This is a genomic window from Delftia acidovorans SPH-1, from assembly GCF_000018665.1.
Lineage (GTDB): Bacteria > Pseudomonadota > Gammaproteobacteria > Burkholderiales > Burkholderiaceae_C > Comamonas > Comamonas acidovorans.
On the sequence record NC_010002.1, the window covers coordinates 2,299,040 to 2,316,040 of the forward strand.

Genomic DNA, 17,001 nt, shown 5'->3' on the forward strand with positions numbered 1-17,001 from the left:
CATCACCCTGTTCAGCTTGGGATGCAGCTGCCCGCATCTTCCTCCGGCAGGGTGACACGCCAGAAGAGGGATGGAAATCCTTCTCCCACCGGCTGATGGCCGGGCGGCTGCGATGCCGCCAGTTGCAGGTGCAGCACGCCGCAGGCATCCACCATGTGCTGGGAAATCCAGGGGCTGATGTCCATGCGGCCATCGATCAGCACCAGGGGCTTTTCGCGCAGCTTCAGGGCCAGGGCCTTGGCCTCGGCCGTGGGGCCTGCGATCACGCGGATGTCGCCGCCCAGCGCTTCGCGCGCGGGTTCGGCAAGCGCCTGGCTCAAGGCCTTTGAATCGAAGTTTCTCCAGTGCCGGCTGTTAAGCCGCAGTTCACTGCGCGCCGAGGTCATCTGGGCCACGAGCAGCAAGGCCAGTTGAAGTGCCACGAAGCACTTGATGGCGGTGGTGATCGATATGCGCGACGGCTGCAGCCTGGCACCGGCCAGCTCCATGGCGACGGGAACGGCCAGCAGCAGAAAGGGCGTGCCCCAGTGCAGCTGCAGCGACGAGCCCGCAAAGATGCCTATGGCACAGGTCAGCACGATGGGCGTGAGGCCAAAGCACAGGATCAGCGCGCGCGATGCATCGGCTGTCCCGGGACGCTGCGGTGTGTCCTGCGGCGCAAGGCGGCTGCGGCGGTGCAGGGCTATCACCAGTCCCAGCAGCATCCAGGCGAGCAATGCACGGTTGAGCAGCTGGTCGGCCAGCCAGTGCAGCGTATTGAGCAGTCTTGCGCCGCCGCCCAGGCTGGCGCCCAGCGAGGATTCGGTGGCATAGCGGATGGGGCCGAAGTCGTTCAGGAAAAGCCAGTACAGGTGCGGCGAGATGATGGCCAGCGAGATGGCTGCCGCCAGCAGCAGGCCGATCATGTGGACCCGCTCGCGCCAGGCGCCTGACGCCAGCCAGAACAGGAATACCGCCACGGCGGCCAGGATCATCTGGTACTTGGCCAGTGCGCCCAGCCCCAGGCAGCAGCCCAGGGCGGCCCACCAGCGCAGCTGCCTGCTGCCCACCGCACGCCACACCAGCAGGGCGCTGGCCGCGAAGAAGGGCATCAGCACGACTTCATGGTTGAAGAAGTGCATCCGCTCGTTGTAGTACGTGATGCACATGGCTGCCAACAGGGCCAGCGTGGCGTAGCGGCTGCCGCGCAAGTCGTTCAGCAGCTTCCAGAAGAGGAACAGGCCCGCCAGCGTGAAAAGCGCGCCGGTGGCGTAGCTGGTGCGCGCAGACAGCCCGAACAGATGGACCGGCACCGAAAGCAGCCAGGTCGGCAGGGGCGGGTGCTTGTAGTAGCCCCATTCCAGGCTGTGCACCCAGGTCAGCTGTTCGAGGTTGTCCTTGGGTGCGGTGAGGCTGGAGCTGTCGATCTGCAGCAGCCAGGCCACGGCAAAGACCAGCAGGCCGATGGCGATCTTGAGTGCGAGTGAAAGCGACGGAGCGGCCAGGGCCAGCGGAGCGCTTCGCGTGATCGCGCTCGCTGCTTGAGAGGAAACAGGAGAGGTCATGACAGAGGCCGGCAGCGGAGAGAAGTGCGCTGGCACAAGGGAAATTCCCAGGGAGACGGTCGAACGGGAGCTTCAGCGTTGGCTACGGACTCTTGGCTTACGCGGGCGCTAGAAGCCCGGCAGCTTATGTCTGGCTGGTTAATCTAATGTAAAGACTGTGTGAAGAATGTGTGGAGACCGTTGCCTGCGGTCTCACGGCGGGCTGCGTGGCTGCAGCCCGGGGGCAGGGCGCTGGTTGAACCTGCCTGGCGCGCGATGGACAAGAAAAAAGCGCCTGGGCAGGCGCTTTGTTTCTGATCATCTGGATCTGGCGGAGGCTGTACCTTGCGGACAACATTCGCAAGGTACTACGAACGATAGCTGGGCTTCGTCCGCTTGTAGACAAGGCGCTTAACAACACTGTCCGACACCCCGTAGCGTTGACCCACACCCTTTAGCGTGTAGAGCCCCGATGCATAAGCATCAACGATTGCCGCAGCAGTCTCAGCATCGACGGACAACGATCTTCCGCAGTGAACACCACGCGCCATCGCTTCGCGCTGCCCGGCCACAGTCCTCTCCCGGATCAAGGTGCGCTCAAACTCCGCCATCGCCCCCAGGATTTGCAGCATCAAACGACCGGCAGCCGAGCCAGTGTCTATAGGCTCAGTCAGTGACTTGATAGACGCTCCCGCACGCTCAACACGATCAAGGATCTTCAGCAGATCCGACAAAGACCGCGCAACTCTGTCGAGTTTGTAGAACACGAACTGGTCACCCGATCTCAGAGACCCCAGACACTCCCAAAGGACAGGTCGATCGATCCTCGCGCCACTGGCTTTCTCTTCGAACACCTTGAGAACGCCTGCCGCACGCATCGCCTCAATCTGTAGTGCGGTATCCTGATCCTGTGTAGATACGCGGGCATAGCCTACCAACATGGCAAACTCCTGTACTGTATGGATGCACAGATGCTATTGCCGCCAATACACAACACCAACAAACACCACATGTAGAAAAGCCAAGCACAACAAATCGACACCGGGAACGAAACCACAAAACGAAAAGGGCATGACTAGATAGCCAGCGCTCTCTAAAAACGACCCAAGCGCCCTAAACAGAGACAATCATGATCAGATGGCTACTGAAACTTTTTAGCAGGACACGACGCAGCAAAAACCTGATCAAGACGCGCCGTGAGCAGGAGCGCTTTGACGTTCGATCGATTCAGTACGATCCGAAGAACTACCGCCGTCAACGAGGACAGGCTCCGCATCGTAAGGATTAAATGGCCGCTGGATGCGCCACTCATTACATGCATCACTGCTAACGTCCAGCAAACGACGCGAACCGTTAAAACACACGCAGTGGTCATTGATACACATCGCTCCAGTGATCAAAGGCATAGCAACAACCCGCCGAATCTCATCGTATGCAGGAGCAGTCCAGGGCCGATCAGAAAGCCTAGGAATAAATGCGACGCGCTCATCAGGAGCAACGACAGGCGAAGAGACCGTATTAACTGGAATATCCTGCCGGGACGGCTGAACTGATGCATTAGGCGTCACAGAAACCGGCTCTGGCGCCACAGGATGCAGACGGGCATTGATGGCCCTGTATGCAAACCAGGACATGACAAATACTGTCAAAAGCGCTGCAATCATCACAACAAGCATCCACGGAAATGACCTGACGGGTTTGACGTGAATACTTGCGCTTTTGTACTTCCCAAATACGCTTTTTGGAAGCCTATAGCGCTTTTTAATCGGCGCATTTTTCCAGCCGGTACGGCAATTATCTGCACACTCAGGCCACTCATACCACCAGCGACCAAGAATACCAAGATCACGCAAATGCACATGCCGGCCGATTAGCGCGCGCACATTAGCATGAATGAGATTCGGCCCCTGCGTGATGATGTAGAAATCTAGACCGCGATGGCGGTGCGTTTCAAGCAACGCGATCATGTCAGGTATCTTCTGGCCAGGACCAGAAGGCCGCCATATCCGCTGAACCTCATCAATGATGATGACGGAGCCATCGGGAACCGTTTCATGCCATTTTTCAGGCTCTGTCAATTCGATATGCGGAATGAGCAATTCAGGAATGCCATTCACATATAGCTGACGATCTTTACCAAGCTCTTCGAGCATGGACACAAGGGCAGCACTCTTACCAGTACCAGGATTGCCAGTAATAAGAGTAAGCATTTATGCCCCCTGCCCAGTAGTCTGCAGCGCAAATCGCTTCATTACCATCCAGGCCAAACCAGAAACGATACCGCCGCTTGTGATCGACATGGCATCAAAAAACCCCGCCATGGCCAATAGCTGCAGCACCTCAGCACCAAGACCGGCAAACGCGCCCTGTATAGAGCTTATAGCATTAGTAATAGCAGTATCAGCACCCTCATACGTCGTATAGCCAAACCCAAGAGAGACAAGCACGCGAGATACCAAGGGCCATGATATTTTGGCAAGCCATTCTGCAATACCTTCCATTAGTCGCCCCTCCTAGTTAATCCGACAAACGCTAAAGCGGCCGACAACCAAGCAAAACCAATAAGGATTGGTCTTATTCCTGTGGCAAAGTCACAAAGCAAATCCCATTGAAACGCCATAGACTGCCCCATTATCTCGAACTGGCGAGGAGCAGGGCATGAGCCATTTTCCGGCCCAACGTTCTGTTTATCTATTCGCAGCGGAATAGTCTTTTTTGGCAATTCTTTAGCCTCGATATCACCAAGCTTTTTGCAAGCAAGAATATCGGGATACATATCACACAGACCGGGATCTTTCTCAGATGGCTTGTCACCATCACTAGGATTAGGATCTGACTTGGGGTTTGGATCAGGATTAGGGCTATCCACAGGCCTGTTTATAGGCTGCAAGTCAACCTGCCACGGTGCACCAGGAGCTGGGGACGGAACGACTCTGATCCCAGGCTGGAGATACGGACTATTGTTAGGCCCAGGTGCTGCACTAGGGTCATAGCTCGGATTTTGAACCGGGTTGCCAGTAGGAACAAATAGCGGCTGCGGCTGCATTGCCGGAGAGGGATTTATAACAGGCAAGTCGATAGGATAATCGAGAGGAATAATTCCGGGTAGCTTTTCAGGTAAAGGCGTATTTTCAAGAGATTCACGAACTTTGGGCTCATAGGGAACTACGATCGTCTCGGTAGTTTCGCTTCCAATTCTAATAACAGATCCCGCAATAGCAGTTGGACCGGCATGACAATCCGCCTTCGCAGGATTTCCAGGAACCATCACTGCCCAAACGTTAGAAAGGCGAGCATTGCAAGCAGCGTCAGGAGTTGGATACTGCCCATAACCATAAACATCGGTCCAATAGCCGTTCAGCACCTTCTTTTTTTTGCAGCCACTTATTACCATCCCACTCGAATTCGGTTTGCTGCCACCACTCAACAGCAATAGGAAGCAATAACGCGGCAGCAACAGATAATCCACCCGTTAATGCGGCGCCTCCACCAATAGCGAGAGCCGAACCAACACGCCCTGCAAGAAATTTTGGAGCATTCTGCGCGAATCTCATTGACGCAGGAACAGAGATAGCACGACCACCAACATTCAGCGATGCAGTGGTTCTGACGGTATTGCCAACAAGACTAGAGCCGTTTGCAGCGTTGCCCAAATTAAAAGTGCCAGCAGATCCGCCGACACTAGTGGGACTCCAACCAACGGGAGGAGCCAATTGTGCGTAGCCAGCTATACACGCCCCCGAAAACGCACATGCGGCCAGAATTACCAACGCCCGCAAATCAGCCATACAGCCCCCAGGACACCAATAAAGGCAGCATAAAACTCAGGTGTTGCCATCATTACCCCCGTCACCAACATGAAAGACAGTACGCGCAATGAACATCAAGCCATAAACGACGATCCAAACGCCGCCAACCATCCAGCCGAGCGCAATCCCATCAGAAGCCTGAAGCAAACCGCACGGCTGGGCATCGAATGTGCTCACCACTTCGATCAGCGGGCCACCAGAGACAGGACGAAGGCCATATGTGATAGAGGTTGGATTTATGGACCTTAACTCAACAACATGAGCCGATCCGCCTTGTTGCACGATGCCGCCAATCTGCGAGCTGGCGACTATCTGCGCGGCCTGAATCTGAGTCGGGTAGCAAGCAGCACCCACCTGAAAAGAAGGCATTACAAACTCCGCGACTTAATAAAGCGGTGAGCAAACAAAGCCACACGGGCGGATAGCACCGCTGCAGATACCCATGCGGCATTGACGCCCATATCAACCAGCAGCGGCACTATCAATTGCATTACAGCCCCTTGCGGATGAACTTGAATGCGTAGACGGCCACGATGGCCGCCAGCACGATGCCCGCGACCTTCAGCGCATCAGTCGACAGACTGCCCAGAGCCGTCGTGACCTCGGTCGGCAGTTCGGCATGGGCATTTCCCATGGCCACAACAGCCAGGGCGGGAACAGCAGCGACGCGAGCGCCGTACTTGCGGGCAACGGAAAAGGTTTCTTCGAACATATAAAACTCCATTTGAAAAGAGAAACGATGCTGCGAATCAGCACCAGCAAACCCCGCACGCGAGACTTGCGGAAACCGCTCACTAGCCCTTTTCCAGTTGGTAGCAACGGAACACGACAGCCTCACCGCCGCAGTGGTCATGCACAGCATCCACAGCCGCCTCAGGCGTCGCGAATGGCGTTGCGTTGATGACGAGCGGGGTGAAGTCCACACCGCCCTCACCATCAGCGCGCAGGAACATGTAGTCGTCAGTCGACTGCACGTAGTAGCGTGGTGAGATTTGCATACGTGTTCCCGGGAACGTAATGCGATCTCTAACGGCCAGTAGTTAGGTAGCTGCAGCCGACTTAGAGCCGCCTGCAACCGCCTTCGGGGTGAGCTTGTGCATGACGGTCTTCATGGTCTTGCCGTTGCTGACCATCTCCATTTCCACATCTGCCACGAAGGGGAAAGGAAGGTGCTTGTAGGCCTCGAATTCCGCGGCCGTGCCCAGGTTGAACTCGGTTGCAGATGCGCCCTTGGCGTTGCCCTTGGACGTGTCCAGGTCGATCAGGGCATAGACCTTGGTGCTGTCGTATGCCGTGCCGTTTTCGAGAGTGCCTTTGCTGGCCTTCATGCCCACGACCTGGATGGTTTGATTGAATCGCATGGTGTTTCCTTTGATCCGGCTTATTGCAAAAGACCCGCGCCGGCCGGTGCGGCGGGATTCATGAATTGGGTGAATTTGCTTAGAGCTTCAGTGACCCCGTGCGACATGGATTGCAGGCTCAGGCCGCGCAAGCTGCGAGGGACTTTCCGGTGAGCCTGATCAAGCACGATTCCGTGCAGCCAGTCCTCATCCGGCATGATTTTTGTGATCTGCGCAAGGCTTGGCGCGACGGTGCGAACGATCCAACGGACAAACTTGTCCGCTGATGCTTCACCCGCCTTAACGCTTGTTGGAATGACCGTTCCGGCATCCCGATCACAGAGCAATTTGAGAGCCTCATAGCCCCCTGCGTAGTACTCTGCCGCGTTGATGACAGCATCCCATGGGATGACCCGGCCAGCATTGCGAAGCTCCAGTTCAGCGCGCAGCCAGGACCCCGCGAAATTGCCGTACTGGTGATCTTTTTCGTAAAAGCGGGCAAGCTTTCCGGACTCGCGTTTTCCCACTTGGAATGTGCGGCTGTGACCGTGCAGCGGAATGTCATCGACGGTGCTACCGAGCTCCCACGCCCCATGCGTCGTGTACTTGGGCATGCGCTTGCGGTAGCTGAATTTGTGATCTTTGTAGAGGCCTACAACCTCTTCGATGGTCACTTCGCCAGCGAAAAAATCCTTAGCCGCATCGATGCGGGTGATGGTCGGCACCATGTCCGAAAAGTAGTCGTGGACGCGCTTTTCCCAGCCTGGACGGGCATGCGTACAGCCTTCGCCCTTGAGCGTGAAACAGATGGTTCCGCGCTGGCTTTCGCCGCCTGCGCTGACGCTGGCCACTTCGTGACCGTTTTCGTTGTCGACCGTATACGTGTGCTCGTAGTAGTCACGACCAGGACGCTCAATGCCCAGCTCGAAGCCGAGCAGGTTTGCGAATATCAGCGCGTAGTACTTGACTAGGTCACGGTCCTCAGACTCGCGCGGGATACGTTTCGTGTCCGGGATCAAATCGCGCTTAACGGTGAAGCGCAGGTAGTCAACAATGATGCCGTTTTGAGACTTGGCCTCAAGCTGGCGACGTTCGCACAGCAGCTTGACGCGACCGCCCTCGATGACGAGTTTTTCTTCGTTATTCATAACGCCCCGCGCCCTGAACTTTGTTTACCCCCGTGTTACTCGGGGGGGGTATGAAGACGTGCCGCTGCGGCCGCGGCGCCTGCGCTAAAGCTGCATGTCACCGCGGCCGCAGCGGCATCACCCAAGGCTCCCGCATCGCAATTTCCAGCGGCAAACGAGGCAGGGCGCATCCCTTCGGGACCGGGCTCTATTGCTGCGCAACCAAGCCCCTTCGGGTCTCGGCCCATTCGGGTAACGATCCCTTGCGCGGAAGAACGAGCAGCAACGCCGATAGCAACGGGTACGTGTTGCACAAAGGTTGACATGGGGGGTCTGCACCCCCATACCCCCAGCCCCGCAGAGCCGACACAAGGTCGGCATGCGGGTCCCCGGTTGTCTCCAGAACAGGGGGCGGCTTGAGTCAGCGCCTGATGAACAGCGCAAACAGTCATGCCGTGACCAGGACGGCAAGCGTGGAGATGAACGGTCATTGGCGCACCCCCTGCATAGCCTCGAGGCGGTAGAGCGCGGCCGTACTGCGGTCCGCATAGCGACCCGTGCGCGCGAACTGCGCGACCTGGGCAACGCAATCCTTGTATGCGCGCACTGACTGGACGTCAGCCTGCGCGATGCTTTTCGGAACAGGGCGCGAAATGGCAGCCTGAGCACGAATGCGCAGTTCCTGGCGGGATGCAATGAAATCGCTCATAGCGAAAACGCCGCCAAAAAGTCAACGGTCTGAAGAACCACACCGACACACACACACCAAATAGCCCAAAAGAAGACCCAGACCCAAGTAGGCATCATTGCAGCGCTCCATCACGGAGAGCGCCGTACAGACCCACCTGCTTCCAGTTGCGGTTGCATTCGGCGAAGCGAACCATGCTCTGCAGCAGCTCGTTTACCGAGCAGCCCAGCTCGGCAGCCGTCTCCCGAAGCTTGGCGATGATCTCGGGCTTGTCTGTGTAGTCAACGCGGGCCTTTGCAGCCCTGTACGCAGCCTTACGCGCCGCAGAGTCAGAATGCCTTGCAGCACGGCCCTTGCGCTTTTCGTTCCCGGTGCAGCCCTCATCGCTGCTCTGAGCCACCAGAGCCAGGACAGGCCTGGACACGACGGGGCTGCATTCAATCTCGGGGAAAACAAGCTGCGTAGCTGGCATGGGTGGCTCCATGGGTGGATAAAATCAACATTGAAATTTCATGTACATGAAAAATCTATGTAGACATGCTACAAGAGTAATTCTTGTAAGTCAACAACAAAAATTGTTGTATCCACGAGGAGCACTAGATGCCACTGATTGAGCTAATCGACAAAGCCGTAGCAGCAGCAGGAAGCCAAGTAAAACTGGCCGAAAAGATGGGGGTGAAGCAGCAGGAAGTCAGCTCATGGCGCACGGGAAAGCGCTACTGCACAACGCCTACACGGATTGAGCTGTGCAAGATCGCAGACTACGACCTCAAGGTCGCACTGGTCGAGCAAGTAATAGAGGGATTGGACGCTACTGACGAGGTCCAGGCCGATGCAGCGAAGATGCTGCGGGCCGTAGTGGATGCGTTCCCGAACGCTGGATACTGGCGGAGGCTGTGAGATTCGAACTCACGGACGGTTGCCCGTCGGCAGTTTTCAAGACTGCTGGTTTAAACCACTCACCCAAACCTCCGAAGCTGCGTATTCTAGCCGGGCTTATGCCGCTCCTGCCGGGGCCGGGGGCGTAAAAAAGGCGCCCCTGTGAAGGGGCGCCTTTTTTGGGTGCGGCGCGGATCAGCCGCGGGCAGCGATGGCCTGGGCTGCGGCCAGGGCCGTCATGTTGACCACGCGGCGCACGGTGGCGGAGGGGGTCAGCACATGGGCTGCGGCAGCGCCGCCCAGCAGGATGGGGCCGATGGTCGTGCCGTGGCCGCCCGTGGTCTTGAGCACGTTGAACAGGATGTTCGCGGCGTCCAGGTTGGGGCAGATCAGCACGTTGGCCTCGCCGTGCAGCGAGGACTCGAGCAGGGCGCGGTCGCGGATGGCTTCGGACAGGGCGGAGTCGCCGTGCATTTCGCCGTCGCATTCCACGTCGGGGTTGGCGGCGGCGAACAGGTCGCGCGCGGCGCGCATCTTCAGCGCCGAGGGGCGGCTGGACGAGCCGTAGTTGCTGTGCGACAGGAAGGCCACCTTGGGCGGCAGGCCGAAGCGGGCCACTTCCTCGGCCGCCAGGCGGGCGATGTCGGCCAGCTCGGTGGCGTTGGGCGCCTCGTTGATGTAGGTGTCGGCGATGAACAGCGTGCCGCTGTCCAGCATCACGGCGTTGACGGTGGCGAACTCGCCGGCGCCTTGCTTGAGGCCGAGCACGTCGCGCACATGGGCCAGGTGGCTGTCGAACTTGCCGACCAGGCCGCAGAGCATGGCGTCGGCATCGCCCAGGTGGACCATGAGCGCGGCGATCAGCGTGTTGGAGCGGCGCACGGCGGCCTTGGCCGTCTCGGGCGTGACGCCGTTGCGGCCCATCAGGCGGTGGTAGGTTTCCCAGTACTGGCGGAAGCGCGGATCGTCCTCGGGGTTGCAGATCTCCACGTCCTTGCCCAGCACCAGGCGCAGGCCGGCCTTGGCGATTCGGGCCTCGATCACGGCGGGGCGGCCGATCAGGATGGGCTTGGCCAGGCCGTCATCGACGGCGACCTGGGCGGCGCGCAGCACGCGCTCGTCTTCGCCTTCGGCATAGGCCACGCGCTGCTGGTTGGCCTTGGCAGCGGCGAACACCGGACGCATGAACATGCTGGTCTGGTAGACGAAGCGGGTCAGGCTCTCGCGGTAGGCGTCGTAGTCGGCGATGGGGCGGGTGGCGACGCCGGACTCTTCGGCAGCCTTGGCCACGGCCGGCGCGATGCGCAGGATCAGGCGGGTGTCGAAGGGCGTGGGGATCAGGTAGTCGGGGCCGAACTTCAGCTCCTTGCCCTGGTAGGCAGCGGCGACTTCATCGCTGACGTCCTGCTTGGCCAGTGCGGCGATTTCGCGCACGCAGGCCAGCTTCATGGCTTCGGTGATCTTGGTGGCGCCGCAGTCCAGCGCGCCACGGAAGATGTAGGGGAAGCACAGGACGTTGTTGACCTGGTTGGGGTAGTCCGAACGGCCCGTGGCCATGATGCAGTCCGGGCGCACGGCCTTGGCCAGCTCGGGGCGGATCTCGGGTTCGGGGTTGGCCAGGGCCAGGATGATGGGCTTGTCGGCCATGGTCTTGACCATGTCGGCAGTGAGCACGCCGGGAGCCGAGCAGCCCAGGAAGACGTCGGCGTCCTTGACGGCATCGGCCAGGGTGCGGGCGTCCGTCTTTTGCGCGTACTGGGCCTTGGAGGCGTCCAGGCCACCGGGGCGGCCTTCGTAGATCACGCCCTTGGAGTCGCACATGAAGACGTTTTCGCGCTTGACGCCCAGGCCCACCATCACGTTCACGCAGGCGATGGCAGCGGCGCCGGCGCCGGAGACGGCGATCTTGACGTTGCCGATCTGCTTGTCCACCAGCTCCAGCCCGTTGAGCAGGGCGGCGCTGGAGATGATGGCCGTGCCGTGCTGGTCGTCATGGAACACGGGGATGTTCATGCGCTTGGACAGCTCTTGCTCGATGTAGAAGCACTCGGGCGCCTTGATGTCCTCGAGGTTGATGCCGCCCAGCGTGGGTTCGAGCGAGGCGATGATCTCGATCAGCTTGTCCGGATCGCGCTCGGCCAGTTCGATGTCGAACACGTCGACGCCAGCGAACTTCTTGAACAGGCAGCCCTTGCCTTCCATCACCGGCTTGCCGGCCAGCGGGCCGATGTCACCCAGGCCCAGCACGGCCGTGCCGTTGGTGATGACGCCGACCAGGTTGCCGCGCGCCGTGTATTCGGCGGCCAGCGAGGGGTCGGCCTGGATGTCCAGGCAGGGGTAGGCCACGCCGGGCGAATAGGCCAGCGACAGGTCGCGCTGGTTGGACAAGGGCTTGGTGGGCGTGACGGAGATCTTGCCCTTGTTGGGGCTGCGATGGTATTCGCGGGCTGCGTCGCGCAGGGCTTGTTCAGCGTTGGACAGGTTTTGGGTCATACAGGAATTCTCTGCAAATGCTCTCGGAGCTTACCGGATAGCTACAGCCTATGAGGGTCAGGACAGTTTTGCCTCAGGGATTTCGACAACAAGCCCCCTGGCGCCTATGGACGGCAGGGGGCGCACAGCCCGGCGGGTAGGCCGGGCGATTGTTGGGCGTGCCCGCCAGGGCGGGCACTGTTTCATCAGTGGGCGTCTGCCTGGCGTGCGGCCTGGACGGCAGCAGAGGTGTCGCTGCTGGCTCCGTTGAAGAAAATGTTCAATGCCACCGCGGTAATCGAGGCCAGCAGGATACCGGATTCGATCAACGGATGAATGGCGTGGGGCATCCATTGGCGGAAATTCGGCGCCACCAGCGGAATCATGCCCACGCCGATGGACACGGCAACGATCATGGCGTTGTTGCGGTTGGTCTGGAAATCCACGTTGCTCAGGATGCGGATGCCGGTGGAGGCCACCATGCCGAACATCACCAGGCCCGCGCCGCCCAGCACCACGGTGGGCAGGGACTCGACCAGGGCGCCCATCTTGGGCAGCACGCCCAGCACGATCAGGATCACGCCGCCGGCCACGCAGACCCAGCGGCTCTTGACGCCGGTGACGGCGACCAGGCCCACGTTCTGCGAGAAGCTGGTGTAGGGGAAGGTGTTGAAGATGCCACCGATCAGCGTGCCCAGGCCGTCGGTGCGCAGGCCGCGCGTCAGCTCGTCCTGGCTGATCTTGCGATCGGTCATGTCGCCCAGGGCCAGGAACATGCCGGTGGACTCGATCATCACCACCACCATCACCAGACTCATGGTGAGGATGAGGATGGGGTCGAACACCGGCGTGGCGATCTCGAAGGGCAGCACCATCGTGAACCATTCGGCCTTGGCGACCTTGCTGAAGTCCATCAGGCCCATGGCCACGGACAGCACGCCGCCGATCAGGATGCCCATGAGCACCGAGACGTTGGCCAGGAAGCCCTTGGCAAAGCGCGCGATCAGCAGGATGGACAGCAGCACGATGGCCGAGATGCCCACGCCGGTCAGGTCGCCGTACTTGGGGTTGGGAATGGTGGGCACGACCGCGAAGCCCTTGGGCACGGGCGGCAGCGAGGAGCCCGGCGCGCCGGCCGTGGCCTGGGCGTCGGCCAGCCATTTCAGGTGCTCGGGGTTGGGCACGCTGGGCGCGGTGGGGCCGACGGGGTTGCCGAAGATCCAGTTCACGCCCACGCGCATCAGGCTGATGCCGATGACGGCAATGATGGTGCCGGTCACCACGGGCGGGAAAAAGCGCAGCATGCGGCTGATCAGCGGGGCGATGAGGATGGACACGATCCCCGCCCCGATCACCGAGCCGAAGATCAGCCCCGCCCCCGCCGAGCCGCCCGTGCTCTGCGCCATGGACACCATGGGCGCCACGCTGGCGAAGGTCACGCCCATCATCACGGGCAGCTTGATGCCGAACCACTGGGTGGCGCCCATGGCCTGGATCAGCGTGATCAGGCCGCAGCAAAACAGGTCGGCCGAGATCAGGTGGGCCACCTGCTCGGGCGGCAGGTTGAGTGCGCGGCCGACGATCAGGGGCACGGCCACGGCGCCCGCATACATCACGAGAACGTGCTGCAGGCCCAGCGCCGTGAGCTTGCCTGCGGGCAGCATCTCATCGACGGGATGAACGGAAGATTGCATGGGGATTTGTCTCCTCGGGATTTATGGGAACGGACGCCGGCGTGGCAGGGTTCGGCGCCAACATCCATACAAAAAGTGTATACAGATCATGGGAAATTTCTGCTCCCGGTAAACCCTGTTGCGGCAGTCGCGCCAACCCGTTTTGGTGCGCATCGCCTGCCAGGGCGGGAGTGCCATGGTGCATTGCAAGATGGATGCCAGCCGCCTGGCAAGCACCAGGCACCGTGCTGGTGCCTGGCGGCCGCTGTGGCGCGACTTGGGCGCGGCTTGGACGCGGCTCGTGCGCGGCTCTGGCGCACGGCATGGGCTGCGGTGGTGCATGCGCCCCGATGCGGTGCCCGGGCGCAAAAAAGCCCGGCGGCGCCGGGCTTGGGTGTCAGGCCTTGATGCGGGCCGTCAGATGGTCAGGCCGTGAGGTCGCACAGCATGCGCGCGATGACCTTGGTGGCGCGGCGCAGGTCCTCCAGCACCAGGCGCTCGTCGGCGCGCTTGGCGTGGGATTCCAGCACGGTGCGCGGGCCGGCGCCGTAGATCACGCCGGGAATGCCGCGCTCCACGTACAGGCGCACGTCGGTGTACAGCGGCGTGCCCACGGCCGGGGGCTTTTCGCCGAACACGGCTTCGCCATGGGCCTGGATGGCGTCCACCAGGGGCTTGTTGCCCGCCAGCGGCGTCATGGCATTGGCCAGCAGCAGGCGCTTGATGTCCACGCGCACGGCATCCTCGCCCGTGTAGCCGCCCTTGGCGTTGAAGTCGGCAATGGCCTGGGCGATGACGGCGCGGATGCTGGCCTCGACCTCGGCCGGGTTCTCCTCGGGGATCATGCGGCGGTCGATCTTGAGCACGACCTTGCCGGGCACCACGTTGGTGTTGGTGCCGCCTTCGATGCGGCCGATGTTCAGGTAGGGGTGCTTGATGCCCGGCACCTTGGAGGTCACCTGCTGGTACTTGGTGTTCTCGGCGTACAGCGCATTCATCAGCACCACGGCGGCCTGCAGCGCGTCCACGCCCGTGTGGGGCACGGCGGCGTGGGCCATCTTGCCCTGCACGGTCACTTCCATCTGCAGGCAGCCGTTGTGGGCGGTGACGACTTCGTAGCTGAAGCCGGCCGCGACCATCAGGTCGGGTTGGGTGAGGTTGTTGGCCAGCAGCCAGCCGGGGCCCAGGATGCCGCCGAATTCCTCGTCATAGGTGAAGTGCAGTTCCACCGCGCCCTTGGAGGGCCGGGCCACGGCTTCGAGCGCACGCACGGCGTAGGTGAAGGTGGCGAAGTCGCTCTTGCTCACGGCGGCGGCGCGGCCGTAGAGCTTGCCGTCCTCGATGGCGGCGCCATAGGGGTCCTGGGTCCAGCCTTCACCGGGCGGCACCACGTCGCCGTGGGCGTTCAGCGCGATGGTCAGGCCGCCGCCGGCGTCACCTGCGCTGCCGTAGGGGCGGCGCACGATCAGGTTGGTGATGGACTCCATGCCGTAGGCCTTGACGTCGGCCTCGGGCACGGTGTGCTTCTCGGCCTCGTAGCCCAGGGTCTTGAGCAGCTCGGCCGTGCGCTCGGCATGGGGGGCGTTGTTGCCGGGCGGGGTGTCGGTCGGAACCTGGACCAGGGCCTGCAGGAATTGCACCTCTTCATCGAAATGCTGGTCGATCCAGGCGTCCAGGGCGGCGTAGGTGGCTTGCTTGTCTTGGTTCATGTCGGTCATTGCTGCTCTTGGGCCAGCTGGTTCAGTACGTGGGAGAAGGCATCGACGGACAGTTGCATGTCGTCGGCGGTGGAGCTTTCCAGCGGGTTGTGGCTGATGCCGGCGTTCAGGCCGCGCACGAACAGCATGGCCTGGGGCATGATTTCGTGCAGCTTCATGGCGTCGTGGCCGGCGCCGCTGGGCATGCGGTACAGGGGCACGCCCAGGGCGTCCACGGCGGCTTCCCAGCGCTGCTGCCATTCGGGGGCGCTGGGGGCGGCGGCGGCCTTCATGGCCAGCTCGGTGCTGTAGCGCAGGCCACGGCGCTGGGCGATGGCCTCGATCTCGGCCAGGATGTCGGCCACCATGGCGTCGCGCTGCTCGTTGGTGGGCGCGCGCAGGTCCAGGCTGAACTGGCAGCGGCCGGGAACCACGTTCACCGAGCCGCTGGGCACATTGAGCTGGCCCATGGTGGCCACCGAGGTGCCGTCGCGCGCGGCGCGCTTTTCGATGTACAGCGCCAACTCGGCCACGCCGCAGGCGGCATCGCGGCGGCGGTCCATGGGCGTGGTGCCGGCGTGGCTGGCCATGCCGATCATCTCGCAGATGTAGCGCGCGCTGCCGTTGATGGAGGTGACGATGCCCAGCGGGATGTCCAGTTCGTTGAGCACCGGGCCCTGTTCGATGTGCACTTCGATGAAGCCCAGGTAGCGGGCCGGATCGCGCTGCAGCTTGGGGATGTCGTCAATGCACAGGCCGGCATGCTGCATGGCCTCGCGCAGGGTGATGCCGTCGGCATCCTTTTGCTCCAGCCATTCCTGCCTGAAGTCGCCGATCAGTGCGCCCGAGCCCAGGAAGGTGGCCTTGTAGCGCTGGCCTTCTTCTTCGGAAAAGCCCACGACCTCGATGTGGAACGGCAGGCGCTTGCCCTGGCGGTGCAGCTCGCGCACGCAGGCCATGGGCACGAAGATGCCCAGGCGGCCGTCGTACTTGCCGCCGTTGCGCACGGTGTCGTAGTGGCTGCCGGTCAGCAGGGTCCTGGCATCGTCGGTGGCTGCCTTGTAGCGGCCCACGACGTTGCCTACGGCGTCGATCTCGACCTCGTCGAAGCCGCAGTCGCGCATCCAGTGGCTGATGCGCTGGGCGCAGGCGCGGTGGGCATCGGTCAGGTAGGTGACGGTGAGCTGGCCCTTTTCGGCATATCCCGGGTCGCTGTGCTGGGCCAGCTTTTCCTGCCAGTCCCAGACATCGTTGCCCAGCTCGGGCGTGTAGCCGAACTTGTCGTTCAGGCGGATCTCGGCAATGCGGTGGATGTTGCGTAGCGCCTCGCCCAGCTCGAAGTCGGGGTGGTTGTGCAGGCGGCGCTCGAAGGTCTCGATGATCTCGGCCTTGGCCAGGCCCGCGCCGCGCGGACCGCGCACGGCCAGGATGAAGGGAAAGCCGAAGCGCTTGCCGTATTCGGCGTTGAGCTTGCGGATGTGCTCCAGCTCCTCGGGCGTGCAGCGCGTCAGGCCGGCCTTGTTCTGCTCGTTGGTGGATTCGGCCGTGAGCGTGTTGGTCTCCATGGCCTTGCCGGCCAGCTCCGGGTGGGCGCGGATCAGGTCGAGCTTGGCCTGCACCGGCGCCTTGTCCAGCACCTGGGCCATGGCGTACTTGATCTGTGCCAGCGAGCGGAAGGGGCGCTGGGCCAGCGCGGCCTCGGCAATCCAGGGCGAGTGTTCGTAGAGGCCGTCCAGCAGACTGGCGGCGGTGGCCAGGTCGGCGGCGTTGAGTTGTTCCAGCGTCAGAGCCAT

General features: G+C 61.5%; 17 protein-coding genes and 1 tRNA gene. 1 reads left to right on the forward strand and 17 read right to left on the reverse strand.

All coding sequences use genetic code 11. The features are described 5' to 3' along the window. Positions 1-11 precede the first annotated feature (11 nt). The 12 genes from DACI_RS10490 to DACI_RS10530 all read right to left on the reverse strand — a co-directional run bounded on the left by DACI_RS10490 (position 12) and on the right by DACI_RS10530 (position 8,959). Positions 12-1,544, reverse strand: a complete 1,533-nt coding sequence (locus DACI_RS10490) for an ArnT family glycosyltransferase (RefSeq protein ID WP_012204018.1) — start codon at positions 1,542-1,544, stop codon at positions 12-14. 347 nt (positions 1,545-1,891) lie between these two features. Beyond that, the gene (locus DACI_RS10495; protein ID WP_012204019.1) at positions 1,892-2,464 is read right to left on the reverse strand and encodes a recombinase family protein; all 573 of its coding nucleotides are present in this window, start codon (positions 2,462-2,464) and stop codon (positions 1,892-1,894) included. Positions 2,465-2,707: 243 nt separating this feature from the next. After that, entirely contained in the window at positions 2,708-3,733 is a 1,026-nt protein-coding gene (locus tag DACI_RS31135) for a zonular occludens toxin family protein (protein WP_012204020.1), read from the reverse strand. Then, positions 3,734-4,024 (reverse strand): DUF2523 domain-containing protein, encoded by a 291-nt coding sequence (locus DACI_RS10500; protein WP_012204021.1) that lies wholly within the window; start codon positions 4,022-4,024, stop codon positions 3,734-3,736. It lies immediately after the preceding gene. Next, positions 4,024-4,992 carry a virulence factor TspB C-terminal domain-related protein gene (locus tag DACI_RS31140; RefSeq protein WP_157059642.1) on the reverse strand — a complete coding sequence of 323 codons (969 nt, stop codon included), beginning with the start codon at positions 4,990-4,992 and terminating at the stop codon, positions 4,024-4,026. The genes DACI_RS10500 and DACI_RS31140 overlap by 1 nt, the downstream gene beginning before the upstream one ends. A 355-nt stretch (positions 4,993-5,347) precedes the next feature. Then, complete coding sequence (locus DACI_RS31935; protein WP_085121353.1) at positions 5,348-5,701, reverse strand: hypothetical protein; 354 nt, start codon at positions 5,699-5,701, stop codon at positions 5,348-5,350. 121 nt (positions 5,702-5,822) lie between these two features. Then, positions 5,823-6,044 carry a major capsid protein gene (locus tag DACI_RS10505; RefSeq protein ID WP_012204024.1) on the reverse strand — a complete coding sequence of 74 codons (222 nt, stop codon included), beginning with the start codon at positions 6,042-6,044 and terminating at the stop codon, positions 5,823-5,825. A gap of 82 nt (positions 6,045-6,126) precedes the next feature. Then, positions 6,127-6,330, reverse strand: coding sequence for a hypothetical protein (locus DACI_RS10510; protein WP_043781130.1), 204 nt, complete (start codon positions 6,328-6,330; stop codon positions 6,127-6,129). A gap of 42 nt (positions 6,331-6,372) precedes the next feature. Then, a complete protein-coding gene (locus DACI_RS10515) occupies positions 6,373-6,693 on the reverse strand; it encodes a hypothetical protein (protein ID WP_012204025.1) in 321 nt (106 codons plus the stop codon). A 20-nt stretch (positions 6,694-6,713) separates the two neighbouring features. After that, positions 6,714-7,820 (reverse strand): replication initiation factor domain-containing protein, encoded by a 1,107-nt coding sequence (locus tag DACI_RS10520; RefSeq protein WP_012204026.1) that lies wholly within the window; start codon positions 7,818-7,820, stop codon positions 6,714-6,716. Between the two features lie 466 nt (positions 7,821-8,286). Further along, entirely contained in the window at positions 8,287-8,508 is a 222-nt protein-coding gene (locus DACI_RS10525; RefSeq protein WP_043781133.1) for a hypothetical protein, read from the reverse strand. A 94-nt stretch (positions 8,509-8,602) separates the two neighbouring features. Further along, positions 8,603-8,959: a hypothetical protein gene (locus DACI_RS10530; RefSeq protein ID WP_012204027.1), complete on the reverse strand. Its 357-nt coding sequence runs from the start codon at positions 8,957-8,959 to the stop codon at positions 8,603-8,605. 128 nt (positions 8,960-9,087) lie between these two features. On the opposite strand from DACI_RS10530, the gene DACI_RS31145 reads away from it, so the two are divergent. Beyond that, a complete protein-coding gene (locus tag DACI_RS31145; RefSeq protein WP_012204028.1) occupies positions 9,088-9,387 on the forward strand; it encodes a YdaS family helix-turn-helix protein in 300 nt (99 codons plus the stop codon). Here the strand turns inward: DACI_RS31145 and DACI_RS10535 are convergent. The 5 genes from DACI_RS10535 to uraD all read right to left on the reverse strand — a co-directional run bounded on the left by DACI_RS10535 (position 9,373) and on the right by uraD (position 17,001). Then, a tRNA-Ser gene (locus DACI_RS10535) sits at positions 9,373-9,460 on the reverse strand. The two genes, DACI_RS31145 and DACI_RS10535, sit on opposite strands and share 15 nt — an antisense overlap. A 101-nt stretch (positions 9,461-9,561) precedes the next feature. Further along, positions 9,562-11,859, reverse strand: coding sequence for an NADP-dependent malic enzyme (locus DACI_RS10540; RefSeq protein ID WP_012204029.1), 2,298 nt, complete (start codon positions 11,857-11,859; stop codon positions 9,562-9,564). A gap of 185 nt (positions 11,860-12,044) precedes the next feature. Next, entirely contained in the window at positions 12,045-13,532 is a 1,488-nt protein-coding gene (locus DACI_RS10545) for a nucleobase:cation symporter-2 family protein (RefSeq protein WP_012204030.1), read from the reverse strand. A 404-nt stretch (positions 13,533-13,936) separates the two neighbouring features. After that, positions 13,937-15,229 (reverse strand): M20 family metallopeptidase, encoded by a 1,293-nt coding sequence (locus DACI_RS10550; protein ID WP_012204031.1) that lies wholly within the window; start codon positions 15,227-15,229, stop codon positions 13,937-13,939. Beyond that, a complete protein-coding gene (uraD, locus tag DACI_RS10555) occupies positions 15,226-17,001 on the reverse strand; it encodes a 2-oxo-4-hydroxy-4-carboxy-5-ureidoimidazoline decarboxylase (protein WP_012204032.1) in 1,776 nt (591 codons plus the stop codon). The genes DACI_RS10550 and uraD overlap by 4 nt, the downstream gene beginning before the upstream one ends.